The following is an 18,133-nucleotide window of genomic DNA, read 5'->3' on the forward strand; positions in this document are numbered from 1 at the left end:
CCTACGTCTGTAGAAACCGGCTTGCCGGCGAACGGGGTATCAGCCCGCCACCAGCACCCGAATGGCTTCCAGGCGCAGCGCGGCTTTTTCCAACGCCGCCAGGCCATCTTCACGCTGCTTGCGCAGGGCGTCGATCTCAGTGTCGCGTACGGTGGGGTTGACCGCCTTGAGCGCGGTCAGGCGTGCGAGCTCCTCATCCGCCTCGGCCACCAGGCGTTGCTGGGCCAGGGCGACGCGCTCTTCATGAGTCGGCAGCACCTTGGCCTCGCCTGCGGCGATGCGCTTGGCCAGTACGTCACGCTGGGCCTGGACGAACTTGTTGGAGCTGGCCCGTGGCACGCTTTCGAGCTGGTCGTTGAGCGTTTCGAAAGCCACACGTGCTGCCAGATCGTTGCCGTTGGCGTCGAGCAGGCAACGCAGTGCCGCCGGCGGCAGGTAGCGGCCCAGTTGCAGGCTGCGTGGCGCCACCACCTCGCTGACATACAGCAGCTCGAGCAGCACGGTGCCGGGCTTGAGCGCCTTGTTCTTGATCAGCGCGACCGCGGTGTTGCCCATCGAGCCGGACAGCACCAGGTCCATACCGCCCTGGACCATCGGGTGCTCCCAGGTGAGGAACTGCATGTCCTCGCGGGACAGGGCCTGGCCGCGGTCGTAGGTGATGGTCACGCCCTCGTCGTCACCCAGTGGGAAGCTGGCATCGAGCATCTTCTCGCTGGGCTTGAGCACCAGGGCATTCTCTGAGTGGTCCTCGCTGTCGATGCCAAAGGCGTCGAACAGGGTTTCCATGTAGATCGGCAGGGCGAACTGGTCGTCCTGCTCGAGGATCGCCTCGACCAGCGCCTGGCCTTCGCCGGCGCCACCGGAGTTGAGTTCCAGCAGACGGTCGCGGCCGCTGTGCAGCTCGGCTTCGAGCCTTTCACGTTCTGCGCGGGCTTCAGCCACCAGCTTGCCCCAGGTTTTCTCGTCACTTTCGGCGAGCAGCGGCAGCAGGCGCGGGCCGAACTGGTGCTGCAGGGCGTTGCCGGTCGGGCAGGTGTTGAGGAAGGCGTTGAGGCCTTCGTTGTACCACTGGAACAGGCGTTCCTGCGGGCTGTCCTGCAGGTAGGGGATGTGCAGCTGGATCGTGTGTTTCTGGCCGATCCGGTCGAGACGGCCGATGCGCTGTTCGAGCAGGTCCGGGTGGGCCGGCAGGTCGAACATCACCAGGTGATGGGCGAACTGGAAGTTGCGGCCCTCACTGCCGATCTCGGAGCAGATCAGCACCTGGGCGCCGAACTCTTCGTCGGCGAAGTAGGCGGCGGCGCGGTCGCGCTCGAGGATGCTCATGCCTTCATGGAATACCGTGGCCGGAATACCGGAGCGCACGCGCAGAGCGTCTTCCAGGTCCATGGCCGTCTCGGCGTGGGCGCAGATGACCAGCACCTTGGTGCGCTTGAGCATCTTCAGGGTGTCGATCAGCCAGTCGACCCGTGGGTCGAAGCGCCACCAGCGCTCGTCGTCGCCGGTTTCACCTTGGGCCTGGAAGGCCACTTCCGGGTACAGCTCGGCGCGCTCGCTCGAGGGCAGCTCGGCGTACTGCTCCGGGTTTGTCAGCGGGTAGGGGTGCAACTGGCGCTCGGGGAAGCCCTGGATTGCCGCCCGGGTGTTGCGGAACAGCACGCGGCCGGTGCCATGGCGGTCGAGCAGTTCGCGGATCAAGCGCGCGCTGGCCTGGCTATCGCCATCGGTGATTGCGGTGAGCAGCGCTTCGCCTTCGGCGCCGAGGAAGCCCTGGATGGTGGCGTGGGCCTTGGCCGACAGGCGGCCTTCGTCGAGCAGTTCCTGTACCGCTTCGGCGACCGGGCGATAGTTTTCGCTCTCGGCGCGGAACGCGGCCAGGTCATGGAAGCGATTGGGGTCGAGCAGGCGCAGGCGGGCGAAGTGGCTGTCCTGGCCGAGCTGTTCAGGCGTCGCGGTGAGCAGCAGCACGCCAGGGATGACCTGGGCCAGTTGCTCGACCAGCGCATACTCGGGGCTGGCCTGTTCCTCATGCCAGACCAGGTGGTGAGCTTCATCGACCACCATCAGGTCCCAGCCAGCGGCGAACAGCGCGTCCTGTGCCTTTTCGTCGTCGACCAGCCATTCCAGGGCCACCAGCGCCAGCTGGGCATCCTCGAACGGGTTGCTGGCGTCGCTTTCGATGAAGCGCTCGGCGTCGAACAGCGCCACCTGCAGGTTGAAGCGTCGGCGCATCTCCACCAGCCACTGGTGCTGGAGGTTCTCGGGCACCAGGATCAGTACACGGCTGGCACGGCCGGACAACAGCTGGCGATGAATGACCAGGCCTGCTTCGATGGTCTTGCCCAGGCCCACTTCGTCGGCCAGAAGTACACGCGGGGCGATGCGGTCGGCGACTTCACGGGCGATGTGCAACTGGTGGGCGATAGGTTGCGCACGCACGCCGCCCAGGCCCCACAGCGACGACAGCATTTGCTTGCTGTTGTGTTGCAGGGTGTTGTAGCGCAGGGAGAACCACGACAGCGGGTCGATCTGCCCGGCGAACAGGCGGTCGCTGGCCAGGCGGAACTGGATGAAATTCGACAACTGCGTCTCGGGCAGCGTGTGTGGCTGGTTCTGCCCATCGATGCCGTGGTAGACCAACAGGCCATCGACGTCCTCGACCTCGCGCACCGTCAGCTTCCAGCCTTCGAAGTGGGTGATCAGGTCGCCTGGCGAGAAGCGCACGCGGGTCAGCGGCGCATTGCGTAGCGAGTACTGGCGGGTGTCGCCCGTGGCCGGGTAGAGCACGGTCAGAAGGCGGCCATCCTGCGCCAGGATGGTCCCAAGACCGAGCTCGGCTTCGCTGTCGCTGATCCAGCGTTGCCCCGGTTGATACTGCTGCGCCATACTGCGAAAACTCCCGCGATGAAAAAGCCGACTATGTTAACGGATCGGCTTCGCCAGACCAATGAATGTGAAGAGTCTAGCGCTTTCATCGACGAATACCGTCCCGTCACGAGGGCCTCGCGCCAACATGGTTGCCAAGCACCGCTGGTTGAACGTCACCTTGGGCCTGGGCAGCCTTGCGCTGCTGGCCGCCTGTGAACAGAAAAGTTTCGAAGTGCTGCCGCCGATCCCGGTCGAGCAACTCGAAGTGCTGGGTGTGCAGACGCCGATCAAGAGCGTGCACTTCCACGACCGTGAGGGCGAGGGCCTGCTGGTGTTGAGCCGGGTCGACGGCCAGGCCACCGACCCCGACACCGAGGAAGAAGTCGACAAGGTGGTGCTCAAGGCCACCCTTTATGGCCGCAACGCTTCGGCCGATGCCTTCAAGCCGCGTTGGCAGATCGAGCAGGAAACCACCTGTGCCGGCCTGGACCTGGATGTCGACTTCTACAACGACGTCAGTGACGTCACCGACCTGAACAAGGACGGCGTGGCCGAAGTGACCGTGGCCAGCCATTCCTTCTGCGGTGGCGGCATCGACCCCCACGACATCGCCATCGAGATGCGCGAAGGCCAGGCGGCCTACACCATCACGGGGCAATCGCTGATCAGCCCTCCCGGTGAAGATGCGTTCGGTGGCGAGCGCGAAGACAGCGCCTCGCTGAAGAACGCCCCGCAGGTCTTGCGCGCGCACATGGACGCGGTCTGGCAGCAGGTCTACAAGCGGCCCTGGAGCGAAACCAGCGCGCCAGCCGACGACGACCCGGAAGACGATACCGAGTAAGCACGGGCTATACTTGCGCTGGTGCGGCGCTGTGACGCGCCGCACAGCCTGGCCCGCGCGCATTCAAGGCGGCTGAGCACCGGCCGACACAGTGGCCATAGGAGACCCTGCCATGCTGCCACCGATCATCCCGCTCAGCGCCGCGCCCGTCACGTCGCAACTCGATCCGGTCAAACCGACCCCGGACATCCCCCCGGTGGTGCCCGCGCAGCCATCCTCCAGCGACGGCACCGTCGACCTCAAGCAGCACCGAGACCCTGAAGCGCAAGCGCTGTTGCTGCGCGAGGAGCAGCGCCGCCAGCAACAACGGCGCAAGCAGGGCGAGGCAGAACGCTTCGAAGCCGTGCCGGGCGATGAACTCAACGCCGACAACACCGTGCCGGTGGCCCCCATGGGCGAACGCACACGCCAGGGGTTGCTGGTGGATATCGAGGTCTGAACCGTCCACGCCTAGCCAGCGGCGCGATCTGCCTGCATCATTGAGGCCTCCGCTGTCCGTCGAGCCCGCCATGAGCCAAGACAACCTGATCGACTTCGGCGCCGAACGCGCCAAACGCATCCACGACCTCAACGACAAGCGCCTGAACGACATGCGCCAGGCCTTCGAGCAGGCCATGCCGCTGGCTGCCAAGAAGAAAAAGCCCAAGGGCAAGCCCAAGAAGCGCTGAAACTTGATGCAGGTCAACCCTGCACCCGCCTCCCGCGCTCGGCCCCGGGCACCATTGACCCCGATCAATTTCCCCCCTTCCGCCATTGGTTACCTTGCACCCATCGGATGACGGCACACCAAGGGAGGGGCCGACATGTTCTTCGACAACGTGGTTATCGCTGGTGTGGTAACGGTCGGGCTGATGTTGGCGTTCTTCGCCGGTCTGGGAATTTTCATCTGGAAGGATTCGAACAAGCGCAAGCAGCGCTGATCCTTCCCGATTCACGAGCACGCAAGGCATTTAGGGCGACTTCGGTCGCCCATTTTTTTGTCTGCATTTTTGTGTGCGCTTGGTAGGCGCGGATTTATCGGCGATGCGCCGCCCGCGCGGCGCACGTTCCAACAGGCACAGCAACGCGCTTGGCAATCAAGATGATTAGCTAGCTAATTAATGCTTTCCACTTTATCCTCTCTGCCGTTGTCTATCGTTCTCTCTGTACCCAAAGCCCCCGCAAGGTCCGATTCGTGCTCATCACCTTCCAGGCCCTGTTCGCACCCAGCAGCCTCGCCCTCAAGTTCGCCCTGAAGACCTTGCTCGGTGGCGGCCTGGCATTGTGGCTGGCGCTGCGCTGGGGGCTGGAGCAACCCGCCTGGGCCTTGATGACCGCATTCATCGTGGCCCAGCCGCTGTCGGGCATGGTGGTGCAGAAGGGTCTTGCTCGGCTTGCCGGGACGCTGGTCGGCACCTTCATGTCGGTGGTGTTCATCGGTTTGTTCGCGCAGACGCCCTGGCTGTTCCTGCTCACCCTGGCGCTATGGCTGGCACTGTGCACTGCGGCCTCCACCCAGTTGCGCAGCGCCTGGGCGTATGCCTTTGTACTGGCCGGCTACACCGCGGCGATCATCGCCCTGCCGGCGATCGACCACCCGCTGCAGGTATTCGACCAGGCCGTGGCCCGCTGCACCGAGATCAGCCTGGGAATCTGTTGCGCCACCGCCATCAGTGCCCTGGTCTGGCCCATGCGGGTGGAGCAGCAGCTCGCCGGCCAGGCGCGCCTGGCCTGGCAGAACGGTTTGCAGGCGGCCAGTGCCATGCTCGCCGGCGAAGACGAGGCGCGCAAAGGGTTACTGGAGACTCTCGGGCGCATTGTCGCCATCGATGCCCAGCGCGAACACGCCTGGTTCGAAGGCAGTCGCGGCCGGCAGCGGGCCCGGGCGATCCAGGGCCTGAGCCAGAAACTGATGGTGCTGTTGCGCCTGTCACGCTCGGTACGCCGGCAATGGCGCCAGCTCGACGAGGCCGAAGCCCGGCACCTGTTGCCCTGGCTGGGCGAGGTCCGCGTCCAACTGGCCACGCCCAGCCAGCCCAGCCTGCTGGTGTTGCGCCAGCGCCTCTGGGACGCGGCCCACGACGAACGGATCAGCTCCGCCGAGCACTACTGCCTGGCTCGGCTAACCCTGTTGCTGGACTACGCGATGGCCGCCAGCCAGGCCCTCGACGATGTGGAGCAGGGCAGGGCACCGAAGGAAGTCGCGCAAAGCCTGGCCGCCCACCGCGACCTGTCGTTGGCCCTTTTGTTCGGATCGCGCAGTGCCCTGGCGTTCCTGGTGATGAGCAGCTTCTGGCTGGCCACTGCCTGGCCTTCGGCGCCGGGTGGCCTGGTGCTGACCTGCGTGGTCTGCAGCCTGTTCGCCAGCCGCGAGAACGGCGCGCAGATCGGCTTGAGTTTCCTGCGTGGCATCCTGTTGGCGATTCCGGTGGCATTCCTGGTCGGGCAGATCCTGCTGCCGCAATGGAGCAGCTTCGCCATGCTTTGCCTGGGGATGGGCGTGCCGCTGTTCTTCGGTGCCCTGGGCATGGCTCATCCGCGCATCGGCGCCACCGCTACCTCCTACTGCCTGCATTTCATCGTGCTGGTGGCGCCGCTCAACGCCATGCATTTCGACGTGGCAAGCATGCTCAATAGTGCCCAGGCCATGCTGGTGGGGGTGGGCGCCGCAGTGCTGGCTTTCCGCCTGGTGGTGCTGCGCCATCCAGCCTGGCTGGGGCGGCGCCTGCGGGCGGCCACCCAAGGTGACCTGGTGCGACTGACCCGGCGCGATCTGCGGGGTGCCGACAGCTGGTTTGGTGGGCGTATGGCCGATCGCCTGATGCAGTTGGCGCGGCATGCCAGCGAATTGCCGGAGGCTGAGCGTAAACGCTGGGATGATGGCTTGCATGGCCTGGATATTGGTGACGAACTGGTGCACCTGCGCATGTGCCTGGCCGTGGCCAATGCCCCTCTGGGCAGCGCAGAGCACCAGTATCTGCAACAGCTGGAGGCGGTGCTCGCCAGCGGCCCGGCACCGGGTCGCGGCCAGCGCCTGGATGCTGCCAGCGAACAGTTCATCGAAGCCCTGCGTCGCCAACCGCCCAGCGATCCGCTGCGCCTGGCCGAGGGGGCGGTGTTGCAATTGCGCAAAAGCTGGGGCAAATGGTGCCGCTGGCAGGAGGATACCCATGGGGTTGCGTGAGTGGGCGCTGGGCGGCGTGCTGCTCAGTCCGTTTCTGGTCTACGTGTTGATGGCGCTGCTGCTCACCGGCTTGCTGCGCCTGGTGGTCCAGGCCACGCCCATGGGGCGCTGGATCTGGCATGAAGCGTTGTTCGACGCGGCGTTGTTCGTCTGTGTCCTGTACCTGGTGGTGCGCCTACTGGGCCCAATGTAAGGAGTCGTTTGATGCGTACAGCCGTACGTACCCTGGTTACCCTGTGCGTGGTGATCCTCGCCGTGTTCGCCGGCTACCAGCTCTGGCAGTACTACATGCTCACGCCCTGGACCCGGGATGCACGGGTGCGTGCCGACGTGGTGGTGATCGCCCCCGATGTGTCGGGGTGGGTCAGCTCGCTCAAGGTCCGGGACAACCAGCAGGTCAAGGCCGGTGACCTGCTGATGACCATCGACCGCGAGCGTTTCCAGGCTGCCTTCGACCAGGCCAGCGCCGTGGTCGAGACCCGCACCCAGCAACTGCGTCTGCGTGATCGCGAAGCGGCGCGGCGCACGGCGCTGGGAACCGAGGCGATCAGTGCCGAGCTGCGCGAGAACGCCCAGATCAACGCCGCCGTCGCCCGCGGCGAACTGCACGAAGCCGAGGCGCAGTTACAGGTGGCCAGGATCAACCTGGCACGCAGCGAAGTGCGCGCCCCGCGTGGCGGGCATATCACCAACCTGCGTCTGGCCGAGGGCAACTTCGTCAATACCGGGCAGGCGGTGATGGCGCTGGTGGACGATGCCACGTTCTATATCCAGGCCTATTTCGAGGAAACCAAGCTGCCGCGGATTCGCGCTGGCGATACGGTGAACGTGTGGTTGATGGGCGCGGGCGAGTCGATGCAGGGGCATGTGGAAAGCATCAGCCGCGGGATCACCGACCGCAACTCGACACCTGACGGGCAGTTGCTGCCGGAGGTGGAACCAACCTTCAACTGGGTGCGGCTGGCGCAGCGGATTCCGGTGCGCATCCGGTTGGACCAGACCCCCGAGGGCGTGACCCTGAGCGCGGGGATGACGGCCAGCGTGCAGGTGCATGAGGACCAGGGGCAGCATTGAGCATGGGCCTGTGGGGGCATTGGACGCTTGGTACTCCTGGCTCCTGCCAATGAGCGGCGGCTGCCCTCAGGGCTGCTGCGCGGTGGCTGCCAGCACGATCTCACGAATGCACACCTGCTGTGGCTGCTGGTAGGCCCACAGGATTGCCCCGGCGACATCCTCGGCGCTCAGCACCACCCCGCCCATGTCGTTGGCTTTCCACGCCTCGTAGCCGCGCTTGATGGCTTCGTCGGTGGTGTGCCCGAGCAACTCGGTCTCCACCGCTCCGGGGGCGATGGTCACCACGCGCACGTTGTGCGGCGCCAGTTCCTCGCGCAGGTTCTCCGACAAGCCGTGCACGGCGAACTTGCTGCCGACATAGGCCACATGGTTGGGGAAGGTCTTGCGCCCGGCCACGGAGCTGACATTGATCAGCGTGCCATGGTGCCGCTCGATCATGCCGCCAAGCAGCGCATGCACGCCATTGAGCAGGCCCTTCACGTTGATGTCGAACATCCGCTCCCACTGCTCTGGATCCTGCTCGCTCATCTGTCCGAGCAGCATCACCCCGGCATTGTTAACCAGCGCGTCGGCCGGCCCATGCAGGGATTCGGCTTCCTTTACGGCCGCCACCAGCGCGGCGCGATCACGGATGTCCACCGCACGGCACAGGGCATTGGGCAGCGCCAGGGCTTCCAGGCGTTCCAGGCGCCGGGCTATCAGCAGCAAGGGATGGCCCGCAGCGGAAAACAGGCGGGCGGTGGCAGCGCCGATACCGGAGCTGGCGCCGGTGACGATGATCAGTGGTTTGTTCATGGTGGCCTCCAAGGCATAATCGCTTTCGATGGCGGGGATTCTAAATAGCGTTCCCGGCCATGAAAAACGGCATATTTCTCTGGCTGGCATTGGTTCTATCTATGGATATCCGTCACCTCAAGGCGTTCATCGCGGTCTTCGAGGAACGCAACATCACTGTAGCCGCCCAACGCCTGTGCGTGGCCCAGCCGACCTTGTCGGTGACTATTCGCCAGTTGGAGGACGACCTGGGCGCCGAACTGTTCCTGCGCCAGGCCCGTGGTGTCGAAGTCAGCGAGCAGGCCCGCGAACTCTACCCCCTGGCCCGTCGCATGGTGGCCGAAGCCGACGCATTGCGCCTGCGTTTTCGCCAGGGGCAGGAACGGGTGCCCTTGACCTTGGGCATCGAGGCGGATATCGCTCCGGCCCAACTCGAGGCATGTGTACGCCTGGCCAGCCAGGCCGTGGCCGGGTTGCAGTTGACCTTGCTCGAGGGGTGCGACGGTGACGCGCGGCTGGCCGATGAAGCCCTGCGTTGTGAGGACGAACTGTTCCTGCCGCTGTGGGAAGAGGCCTTTGTCCTGGCGATGGCCACGGGCAGCCAGGCGGACGGACGCTGGATCACCTGCCCGCAGCACCCTTCGCACCAGCGGTTGATGAGCCTCTATGACGAGGGGGAGCAGGTCGGGCAGGCCGGCTCGCTGCAGCAGGCCCTGATCATGGTCGCGGCTGGCCTGGGGGCGGCGTGGCTACCCCAGTCACTGGTCGAACGGCATCCCGGGGTCTACTGGCAACCTGCTCCGGGGTTGGCGTTGCGCCGTCGGATCGGTCTGTGCCTGACCACACAGGCCCTGGCGCTGCCGGCGTTGGCCAGCTTGCACCAGGCACTCATGGGGGCTTGATCGATCAGAGGAACATGCCGCCGGAGACCTCCAGGCGCTGCCCGGTGATCCAGCCATTGCCCTCTTCCAGCAACAAAGCGATGGCCGCGCCGATGTCGTCGGGCAGCCCTACACGCCCGAGTGCGGTGTTCCCGGCGATGAAGTCGTTGACTTGCGCGTTGTCACGCACCACGCCACCGCCGAAGTCGGTCTCGATGGCACCCGGCGCAAGAATGTTCACGCGGATGCCGCGTGGGCCCAACTCCTTGGCCTGGTAGCGGGTCAGCACTTCCATCGCGCCCTTCATCGCCGCATAGGCGGCGTAGCCGGGCAGGGCGAAGCGGGTCAGGCCGGTGGAAATGTTGACGATGCGACCACCGTCGGCAATCAAGGGCAGCAGGCGTTGGGTCAGGAAGAATGGGCCCTTGAGCTGAATGTTCAGCAACTGGTCGAACTGCGCCTCGCTGGTTTCGCTGAACGGCGCATTCAGGCCGATGCCGGCGTTGTTCACCAGGAAGTCCAGCTGACGGCGACCAAACTGCTGCTCGAGGGTGTCCCCCAGGCGTTCGACGAAGGTGGCGAAGCTGGCACTGTCGCTGACATCCAGCTGCAACATCGCCGCGCGCACGCCAGCCTGCCCCAGCCTTGCAGTCACAGCCTGGGCTTCGTCGGCCTTGCTGTGGTAGGTGCCGATGATGTCGATGCCGCAGGCGGCGAGGTGTTCGGCGGCATTGCGGCCCAGGCCGCGGCTGGCGCCGGTGATCAAGGCGATCTTGCGATTCATTGCGGTGACCTCATGGGTGGGGGCTGTTGGCGACAGGTTATTGATCGGCTTGGCGCTGTTAAATCCAGAGAATCCGGAAATACTGTTCGTTGATTTTGGACAGTTGGAGCCGTCGATGAACAAGTTGGAGCTTTTGCGCACCTTCGTGAGGGTCTGCGAGTTGTGCAGTTTCACCCAGGCCGGCGACAGCCTCGGGCTGCCGCGCTCGACTGTCTCCGAGCAGGTGCGGGCGCTGGAGAACCTGCTCGGCACACGCCTGTTCAATCGCACTACCCGCCGCGTGCAGGTGACCCAGGATGGCGCGTTGTTGTACGAGCGTAGCAAGGAGCTGCTGTCGGGCATGGACGAAATCGAAAGCCTGTTCCGCGCCGACGATGCCGAGCTGGCCGGGCGCCTGCGCATTGACCTGCCGACCATGATGGCGCGGCGGGTAATCGTGCCGGCCCTGCCAGGGTTTCTCGAGCGCTTCCCACGCCTGGAGGTGGAAATCAGTTGCACCGACCGCCAGGTCGACCTGCTGCGCGAGGGGTTCGATTGTGTGATGCGAATCGGCGCCCTGGGCGACCTGGACGTGGTGGCTCGCCCGGTCGGCCGCCTGAGCATGTGCAACTGCGCCAGCCCCGTGTACCTGGAGCGCCACGGTATGCCGCGAAATCTGTCGGACCTCGCCGAGCATCGCCTGGTCCACTACGTGCGCACGTTGGGGGCCCGCAGCCAGGGTTTCGAGTACGTGCAGGACGGCGAACGGCGTTTCCAGGCCATGGGCGGCGTGGTCACGGTCAACAACGCCGAGGCCTACTCCGCAGCCAGCCTGGCCGGCCTTGGCTTGATCCAGGTGCCGCTGGTCGGGGTGGATGAACACCTGCGCCGGGGCGAGCTGGTGTCGGTGCTCGAGCCCTGGCAGGCGCCAGCGATGCCGGTTTCGCTGCTGTACGCCCGGCAACGCCATGTGCCGCGGCGGGTCCAGGCGTTCATGAACTGGCTGGCGGTGTTACTGGAACCCCAGGTCGATGCAGTGGCAGGCGTAAGCTGAACAAGGTCCCGCCCTGGACGCTGGACGCCACTTCCATATGCCCGCAGTGGGCCAGGGCGATCTGGCTGGCAATGTACAAACCCAATCCCAGGCCTTGCTGCGGTGTGTCGGACATCGGGCGAGTGAAGGGTTGGAACAGCAGCGGCAAGGTCTGGGCTGGGATCGGCGTACCTTGGTTGTGCACGCTGAGGTTGAAGGTGCGGGCCTCGATATTGGCTCGCACGGTCACTGGACTGTCGGGCGCGCCATGGGCCAGGGCGTTGGCAATCAGGTTCGACAGCAGTTGCGTGATCCGCTCGCGGTCGCAGTAAAGCCCATCGATTTCGTCGATCTGCAGGTCGATGTGCCGTTGCGGGTGCACCCGCTGCAACTCCGAGGCGACATGGCTCAGGGCCTCGCGCAGGTCGTGGCAGGGTTGCAGGTTGAGTGCGATGCCGGTGCCGAGACGCCCGCGGGCGAAGTCCAGGACATCGCGCACGAGCTGGGTGGCACGTTGGCCGCAGGTCAGGATGTGTTGGGCGATCAGCAGCTGCTTTTCGTCCTGCAGGCGCTGGCTCAGCAGTTCGGCGCCGGCGGTGATGGCGAACAGTGGGTTGCGCAGGTCGTGCCCCAGCACGGCGATGAACTGTTCACGCACCTCGGCCATGGCCCGCTCTTTCTGCAGGGCTTGCTCGGTGCGTTGGGCGTTCTCCTCGCTCTCGATCTGGATCGCCAGCAGGCGTGCGAAGGATTCCATCATTGGCTGGATGGCCGTGCCCTTGAGTGTGGTGGGGTTGGGGTCAAGGGCGCAGATGGTGCCGAAGAAGCTGCCATCGGTGCGTAGCACCGGCACCGAGATATAGCTCTCGAAGCGGTAGTGGCGTGGTGTGTGGTGACGGCAGTACTGCTCGTCCTCGCTGGCTTTGTCGATCACGATGGTCTGGCGGGTGCTGCGGATTTCGTGGCACAGCGTGGTGGTCACGTCGAGCTCGCCGCCCACGTCCAGGCCGAAGCCCAGGGTGTCCAGCACGGCGCAGGCCGTCCAGCTGTTCTCGGTCACTCGCGCTACTGCGGCAAAGCGCAGGCCGGTGGTCTCGCAGATCACCTGGAGTATGGCAGGCACCGCATTGATACGGCCGATGATGGCGATGTCGGTATTGACGGCCTGGGTCATGAAAGGTCCGGAGTTAACGCTGGTAAAAGGGGCCATGATCCAGTTTAGCGGGCTTGTGAAAAGCGAATGAAAAACCTTGGCGAACAATCTCGCAGTTGCGTTAGGCTGGCACCTGCGCGTTGCCCGCCAGAGGCGACCGCCCAAGCCCGGCGTGCGTCACTTCCGAATTTCTTTGCGAGGTTACGTCATGGCCATCACGTCCCAGGACATCTGCAACGCTGCCGACCAGCTCAAGGGTTTCGTCGGTTTCCACGGCAAGCGTGGCACACATATCGTGCGTTTTTCCGAAGACTCGTTTGGCATGGATGTGGCCGACGACAGCATCACGCCCTGCAGCGAGTTCGTCTGGCGCGCCGAGGGCGACCTGCGTATGGCTCTGTGTCGCGAGCGCCTGGCGCTGCTGTTCGGCCTGCATGTGGACGACCGCCTGAACATCTGTGAGCCATTGCGCATCTACCTGCGGCGTACCGACCTGCCGGAAATCGTTGCCGAACGCAGCCCCATCGCCAGGTAGGCGGCGTTGCTTCAGGAGACACCCTGGCGCACGTCTCGCGCCGACAACAGCGCTTCGAAGCTTTCACGGTCCACCGGCCTGCTCAGGTAGTACCCCTGCACTTCGTGGCAGTTCTCTTTGCCCAGCGCCTGGAGCTGCTGCTCGGTCTCCACCCCCTCGGCGGTGACGGTCAGGCCCATGGCCTGGCCGAGGTTGATGATGGCCTGAACCACCGCCTTGTCATTACCGCTCTGGCTGTTCAGCCCGGCGATGAAGCGCTTGTCGATCTTGATGCTGTCGAACGGATAGGTGCGCAGGTAGCCCAGTGACGAATAGCCGGTACCGAAGTCATCCATGTTCAGGCGCACGCCCAGCTCCTTGAGCGCCAGCATGGTGCCCAGGGCACCCTCGATATCGTTGAGCATGACGTTCTCGGTGATCTCAAGCTCCAGGCGCTGGGCTGGGAAGCCTGTCTCCAGCAACACCTGGCGTACGTCGGCGACCACGTCGCTGCGGGAGAACTGCGCGGGTGAAAGGTTGACCGACACCAGCAGTTCTTCTGGCCAGTCGCGGGCATTACGGCAGGCTTCTGCCAGCACCCAGCGACCCAGGGGCACGATCAGGTCGCTCTGCTCGGCCAGCGGGATGAACGTGTCCGGCCCTAGCAGCCCCTCCTGCGGGTGCTGCCAGCGCAGCAAGGCCTCGACCGAGACGATGTGCAGGTCGTCCAGGCGATACCGCGGCTGGTAGTGGAGCACGAACTCGTTCTGCTTGATGGCGCGGCGCAGGTCGTTTTCCAACTGGCGACGGTACTGGATCTGCTGGTTCATCTCCGGCGAGAAGTAGCGCCAGGTGTTCTTGCCGTCGGCCTTGGCTTGATAGAGGGCGATATCGGCGCAGCGGATCAGTTCGCCGGCATCGTAGCCCTGGAGCCGAGTCTGGGCGACACCGATGCTGGCGCCGATATGCAACTGATGCTCCTCGTAGCTGATCGGTTGATGCAGCAGTTCGAGCAGACGGGCGCAGAAGCGGTCGATCTCGGTGCGGGTGTTCAGGCCGTTCAGCACCAGGACAAATTCGTCGCCGCCCAGGCGGGCAACGAGGTCATCGTCGCGAGTGGTGTCGCGCAGGCGGTTGGCGACTTCCTGCAGCACTGCGTCGCCAGCGGGGTGGCCGAGGGAATCGTTGATCGGCTTGAAGCTGTCCAGGTCGAGCAGCAGCAAGGTCAGCGGCGGCGAGTCGCTGCCACGCAGCAGCGCCTGCTCCAGATGGCGCGACAGTTTATTGCGGTTGGCAAGGCCCGTCAGGGCATCGTGCATCGACAGGTGCTGGATACGGGCATGGGCGGCGACCTCGTCGGTGATGTCGCTGGCGGTGCCGCGGAACCCGGCGAGCTTGCCATCGAACACGATCGAACGTGCCGAGACGCGGCAATAGCGATTCTGCCCGGTGGCATCGTCGTAGTTGCAGCGCAAGTTGGCCAGTTGTTGCGCATCGCTGTCGGCCTGGCTGTCCAGCCAGGGCAGCAAGGGCGTGGTGTCACAGGCCAGCAACTGGTTGAGTGGCTGCCCCAGCCAGTGCTCGACCGGGTAGCCGGTGACTTTGACGAAGCGTTGCGACAGGTAGGTCAGCCGATGGTGCCGGTCGGTTTCCCAGATCCAGTCGGACGCTGCCTCGGCCACGGCCCGGAACCGCTGTTCGCTGGCCTCCAAAGCCTGGTTGCTCTGCTGCAGGCGCAGTAGGCTCTGGTCGATGGCGTGGGAACTGCGCAATGCGTGACGGAACAGATAGACCAGCACCAAGCCCATGATCAGCAGCACGCCAAGCAAGGGCGGCAGCACCGCCCAAAGCAGCTGGCGGCCTGGCAGGGGGCTATCCCAGGCCAGGTGGTAGCCGGTTTCGCCCAGGTCGATGCGCGGCTGTTCAGGCGCTTCATTGATGTTCTTTTCCAGGCGCATCCTGGCCAGTCCCGCGCCTTCGCCCAGGCGGGCGAGCTTGGCATCGGTCAACTGGTCGATGAACAGCATTACCGGCGCCTGACTGACTTCGCCCTCGGTTACTTCTTTGTCGGGCCGTATTGCCGCGGCGCTGAGCACCGCTGGCCAGCCGTTGAATCGAATGAAGTGAGTGATCTGTTCACGTGCAGGTGCGGCCTGGCGCGCCTCGGCGATCAACGGAGCCGTGGCAGTATCGAGGTAGGCGTCGACAGGCGAGTGGGTGGGTTTGCCCTTGAACAGCGCATACGTGGTGGTAGCGTCCTCGACCACGAATACACCCTCGTAACCGCTGGCGCTGTAAAGCGATTCACCGACATTCTTTTCGTCATAGGCCCATTGCCAGTCGACCTTGCCGACCAGGTGTTCGTAGGCGGCATCCCAGACGGCATAGCTGGAAAGAAACTGACGCGAGGCCAGCAACCGTTGCTCCAGCGCCTGGGTGGCGTGGAAGGTACTGCGCTCACGCTCCTGCCGGTCGAGGGTGGCGGCAATGTTGAACAAGGCGCCCAGGGCGATCAGGCAAGCCAGGCCGAACACGGCACAGAAACCACTGACCAGGCGACGCATCTGCAGCCGCGAGGTGGGTGTGGAGGGTGAAAGGTCGGCGTTCCTGTCCATGTACGGGCGACTCCTTCGACAGCCTTCTTCCGCCCGAGCCTGGGGGAAGGTTCACTCAGGATAGGCCAGCCTGAGCGCCGTGACGCCGCCTCGGGCGAAATTGACCTGATCTCGCCCCTGGTGTTTGGCCGCGTACAGCGCCCGGTCGGCCTCCGCCAGCCAATGCTCCGGGGTGGGCAGGCCGGGTTGGAATGCCGCCAGGCCGATGCTCAAGCTGATGCGCAGGTCTGGCAGTTGTGGGTTGCGGTAGGCACCCACGCGTTCGCGCAGGCGTTCCATGGCCTGGCAAGCGTGGGCTTCCTGTGTGCCGGGGAGGATCACACAGAACTCGTCGCCGCCGTAGCGCCCGGCCAGGTCGTCATCGCGCAGGCTGCGCTTGAGTTCCTGGCTGAGTTGGCGCAGCACGCAGTCGCCGACCACATGGCCGTAGGTGTCGTTGATGGTCTTGAAGTGGTCGATATCGATCAGGGCGATGACCGCCGGCAGTTGCTGCTGCTGGCAAATCTGGAACTTGAGCAGCAGCAGGTCCTTCCACGAACCATGGTTGAGCAGGCCGGTGAGGCTGTCGGTGCGGCTCAGGGCACTCAGGCGGCGTTTGTGCTCGGAGAGTTTGATTGCCAGCTGGTAGCACACCCAGCCCAGGGCCAGCGGGTAGAGCGTGAGCATGGGCAGGCAGGCGAACACCTGCAACTGCGTGGCTTGTGGCTGATAACCGGTGCCCAGCAGGGCGCTGGCCAGCAGCATGCCACAGGACTGGGCAAGCAGGCCCCGCAGCAGCAGACGCTTGCCACCGGCGGCGACGTTGTTCATGGTCATCATCGACAGGATGGTGACAGTGGGCAGCGGATTGAAATGCATGGCTGCGGTCCAGAAACCGCCCATGAGCGAATCGATCAGTAGGTTGCGCTGTTCGGCCTGGTAAGGGGAGGCCGAGCGCAGTGCCCATTGGTAGGCCACGTGCGGCCACGCCAGGCCGTTGAACAGCAACAGTGCCCAGGCCCAGTGTGGCATCGGCAGTGATGCGACGGCGGCCATCACACTGAAGAGGCCGATGCCCAGGCCTATGATCCGCGGCAGATAGATGCGCCTGACGAAAGAAAGCCCCTTGCCGCTGCGGTTGTCGATCATGGTTGTCGTTCTTCTGTGAGGCGCCGTTTATCGCATAAGTGGTATGAATATTGTTGAACAATCGATCATTGGCAAAAAATGACCTTGCAGGCCAATTCACGGTTGATCCGATACCTGTGCAACAACATGACGGCTATCCTCTTGCTCGGCGTACGCCTGCGAGTCGGTATCGCACCGGCTGCTACGGCATCCGCCGCAGCAGGGCAGGGGGCGAGCGCGCTGTCACGGTACGCTAGTGGTCTGTTCTCGAGTCCTTTGCATTCTTTAACAGCTTCGAGGGCGGCTTGCCGCTGTCACTGCGTACCTGAGCGTGGCTGATCAGTGCGAAGATGAAGCTGCCACCCATGATGTTGCCGGCCAGGGTGGGCAGGGCGAAGTCCAGCCAGTATGCGCGCCAGGTCTGCTCGCCGGCCCAGACCAGGTAGGACACCTCCACCGAGCCCACTACTATATGAGTGAAATCGCCCAGGGCCATCAGGTAGGTGATCATCAGGATGATCCAGATCTTGGCGTGCTCCATGGACGGGATCATCCAGACCATGGTGGCGATCATCCAGCCCGAGACGATGCCTTTGGCGAACATCTGAAAACTGCTGTTCTCCATCACCTTGCGCCCCACCTCCAGGAACGCGGTATCGGTCTTGCCGTCGAAGATCGGCAGCTCGAGCATGACCCAGGCTACCAGCAGCGTGCCCGCCAGGTTCCCCAGCAGGACGATGCTCCATAGGCGCAACAAGCGCCCAAGGTTGGCCAGGGTGGGGGTGGTCATAACCGGCAGCACGGCAGTCAGGGTGTTTTCGGTGAACAATTGCTGGCGGGCCAGGATGACCGCAAGGAAGCCGGCACCATAACCCAGGCTGGCGATCACCTGGGCGCTGTCACCTTCCGGCAGGCGCGCATAGAAAAGTCCCATGGCCATCAGTGACAGGCCCATGGTCAGGCCGGCCGCCAAAGCCGACCACCATAGGGCGGCGAGGGTACGCTCCAGTTCCTGATCGCCCTGGTAGCGGATGATCTCGTGCAGCACCGCAGCCCTGGGTGGCTGGTTATGGCTGACTTCCTGCTCCTCATCCGCCGACAGCCCTGGGGTTTTTCCACTTTGTGCATCGCTCATGGCCCTGGCGCTCCACTTGGGTGTTTCTCTACAGAGCAGGGGCTGTGGCGAATAGTTGCCAGGCGGCCGCCAAACGGCGAGTTAAAAGTTTTTTGGATCAAGGTGTTGACTCTGAATTCAAACCGCGTATTATTCGCCTCCTCGCAGCGTTGAACGCAGCGAGGCAAGCGGTAAGTTGTTGAGGTTGAAGGTGTTTTGAATAAGCAGCTTCG

General features: G+C 64.4%; 17 protein-coding genes. 10 read left to right on the forward strand and 7 right to left on the reverse strand.

Features of this window, described 5'->3' with window-relative positions; genetic code table 11:
- Positions 1 to 39: 39 nt before the first annotated feature.
- On the reverse strand, positions 40 to 2,886 hold the full coding sequence (rapA, locus tag IM733_RS25430) for an RNA polymerase-associated protein RapA (protein ID WP_248918988.1): 2,847 nt from the start codon (positions 2,884 to 2,886) through the stop codon (positions 40 to 42).
- Positions 2,887 to 3,013: 127 nt separating this feature from the next.
- On the opposite strand from rapA, the gene IM733_RS25435 reads away from it, so the two are divergent.
- From IM733_RS25435 to IM733_RS25460, 7 genes are all read left to right on the forward strand, one after another.
- Positions 3,014 to 3,709 (forward strand): M949_RS01915 family surface polysaccharide biosynthesis protein, encoded by a 696-nt coding sequence (locus IM733_RS25435; RefSeq protein ID WP_248918989.1) that lies wholly within the window; start codon positions 3,014 to 3,016, stop codon positions 3,707 to 3,709.
- 112 nt (positions 3,710 to 3,821) lie between these two features.
- Positions 3,822 to 4,148 (forward strand): aspartate-semialdehyde dehydrogenase, encoded by a 327-nt coding sequence (locus IM733_RS25440; protein WP_248918990.1) that lies wholly within the window; start codon positions 3,822 to 3,824, stop codon positions 4,146 to 4,148.
- Positions 4,149 to 4,218: 70 nt separating this feature from the next.
- Entirely contained in the window at positions 4,219 to 4,377 is a 159-nt protein-coding gene (locus tag IM733_RS25445) for a hypothetical protein (protein ID WP_248918991.1), read from the forward strand.
- 135 nt (positions 4,378 to 4,512) lie between these two features.
- The gene (gene ccoM / locus IM733_RS25585) at positions 4,513 to 4,629 is read left to right on the forward strand and encodes a cytochrome c oxidase subunit CcoM (protein WP_011532604.1); all 117 of its coding nucleotides are present in this window, start codon (positions 4,513 to 4,515) and stop codon (positions 4,627 to 4,629) included.
- A gap of 254 nt (positions 4,630 to 4,883) precedes the next feature.
- Complete coding sequence (locus IM733_RS25450) at positions 4,884 to 6,872, forward strand: FUSC family protein (RefSeq protein ID WP_248918992.1); 1,989 nt, start codon at positions 4,884 to 4,886, stop codon at positions 6,870 to 6,872.
- Positions 6,859 to 7,065: a DUF1656 domain-containing protein gene (locus IM733_RS25455; protein ID WP_248918993.1), complete on the forward strand. Its 207-nt coding sequence runs from the start codon at positions 6,859 to 6,861 to the stop codon at positions 7,063 to 7,065. The genes IM733_RS25450 and IM733_RS25455 overlap by 14 nt, the downstream gene beginning before the upstream one ends.
- 11 nt (positions 7,066 to 7,076) lie before the next feature.
- Positions 7,077 to 7,946 (forward strand): efflux RND transporter periplasmic adaptor subunit, encoded by an 870-nt coding sequence (locus tag IM733_RS25460; RefSeq protein ID WP_248918994.1) that lies wholly within the window; start codon positions 7,077 to 7,079, stop codon positions 7,944 to 7,946.
- Between the two features lie 66 nt (positions 7,947 to 8,012).
- On the opposite strand, the gene IM733_RS25465 is transcribed toward IM733_RS25460, so the two are convergent.
- Positions 8,013 to 8,741 (reverse strand): SDR family oxidoreductase, encoded by a 729-nt coding sequence (locus IM733_RS25465; protein WP_248918995.1) that lies wholly within the window; start codon positions 8,739 to 8,741, stop codon positions 8,013 to 8,015.
- A gap of 101 nt (positions 8,742 to 8,842) precedes the next feature.
- On the opposite strand from IM733_RS25465, the gene IM733_RS25470 reads away from it, so the two are divergent.
- Positions 8,843 to 9,622: a LysR family transcriptional regulator gene (locus IM733_RS25470; RefSeq protein ID WP_248918996.1), complete on the forward strand. Its 780-nt coding sequence runs from the start codon at positions 8,843 to 8,845 to the stop codon at positions 9,620 to 9,622.
- Between the two features lie 4 nt (positions 9,623 to 9,626).
- Here the strand turns inward: IM733_RS25470 and IM733_RS25475 are convergent, their stop codons facing one another.
- Positions 9,627 to 10,385 (reverse strand): SDR family NAD(P)-dependent oxidoreductase, encoded by a 759-nt coding sequence (locus IM733_RS25475; RefSeq protein WP_248918997.1) that lies wholly within the window; start codon positions 10,383 to 10,385, stop codon positions 9,627 to 9,629.
- Positions 10,386 to 10,500: 115 nt separating this feature from the next.
- On the opposite strand from IM733_RS25475, the gene IM733_RS25480 reads away from it, so the two are divergent.
- Complete coding sequence (locus tag IM733_RS25480) at positions 10,501 to 11,418, forward strand: LysR family transcriptional regulator (protein WP_248918998.1); 918 nt, start codon at positions 10,501 to 10,503, stop codon at positions 11,416 to 11,418.
- Here IM733_RS25480 and IM733_RS25485 read toward each other — a convergent pair.
- Positions 11,357 to 12,571: a GAF domain-containing sensor histidine kinase gene (locus IM733_RS25485; protein ID WP_248918999.1), complete on the reverse strand. Its 1,215-nt coding sequence runs from the start codon at positions 12,569 to 12,571 to the stop codon at positions 11,357 to 11,359. The two genes, IM733_RS25480 and IM733_RS25485, sit on opposite strands and share 62 nt — an antisense overlap.
- 187 nt (positions 12,572 to 12,758) lie before the next feature.
- On the opposite strand from IM733_RS25485, the gene IM733_RS25490 reads away from it, so the two are divergent.
- Positions 12,759 to 13,085, forward strand: coding sequence for a DUF2025 family protein (locus IM733_RS25490; RefSeq protein ID WP_248919000.1), 327 nt, complete (start codon positions 12,759 to 12,761; stop codon positions 13,083 to 13,085).
- Between the two features lie 11 nt (positions 13,086 to 13,096).
- On the opposite strand, the gene IM733_RS25495 is transcribed toward IM733_RS25490, so the two are convergent.
- From IM733_RS25495 to IM733_RS25505, 3 genes are all read right to left on the reverse strand, one after another.
- Entirely contained in the window at positions 13,097 to 15,679 is a 2,583-nt protein-coding gene (locus tag IM733_RS25495; RefSeq protein WP_248919001.1) for a bifunctional diguanylate cyclase/phosphodiesterase, read from the reverse strand.
- A 51-nt stretch (positions 15,680 to 15,730) separates the two neighbouring features.
- Positions 15,731 to 16,807, reverse strand: a complete 1,077-nt coding sequence (locus tag IM733_RS25500; RefSeq protein WP_248919002.1) for a diguanylate cyclase — start codon at positions 16,805 to 16,807, stop codon at positions 15,731 to 15,733.
- Between the two features lie 232 nt (positions 16,808 to 17,039).
- Entirely contained in the window at positions 17,040 to 17,921 is an 882-nt protein-coding gene (locus tag IM733_RS25505) for a formate/nitrite transporter family protein (RefSeq protein WP_248919003.1), read from the reverse strand.
- Positions 17,922 to 18,133: the final 212 nt, after the last annotated feature.

The organism is Pseudomonas entomophila, assembly GCF_023277925.1.
GTDB classification, from domain to species: Bacteria; Pseudomonadota; Gammaproteobacteria; order Pseudomonadales; family Pseudomonadaceae; genus Aquipseudomonas; species Aquipseudomonas entomophila_D.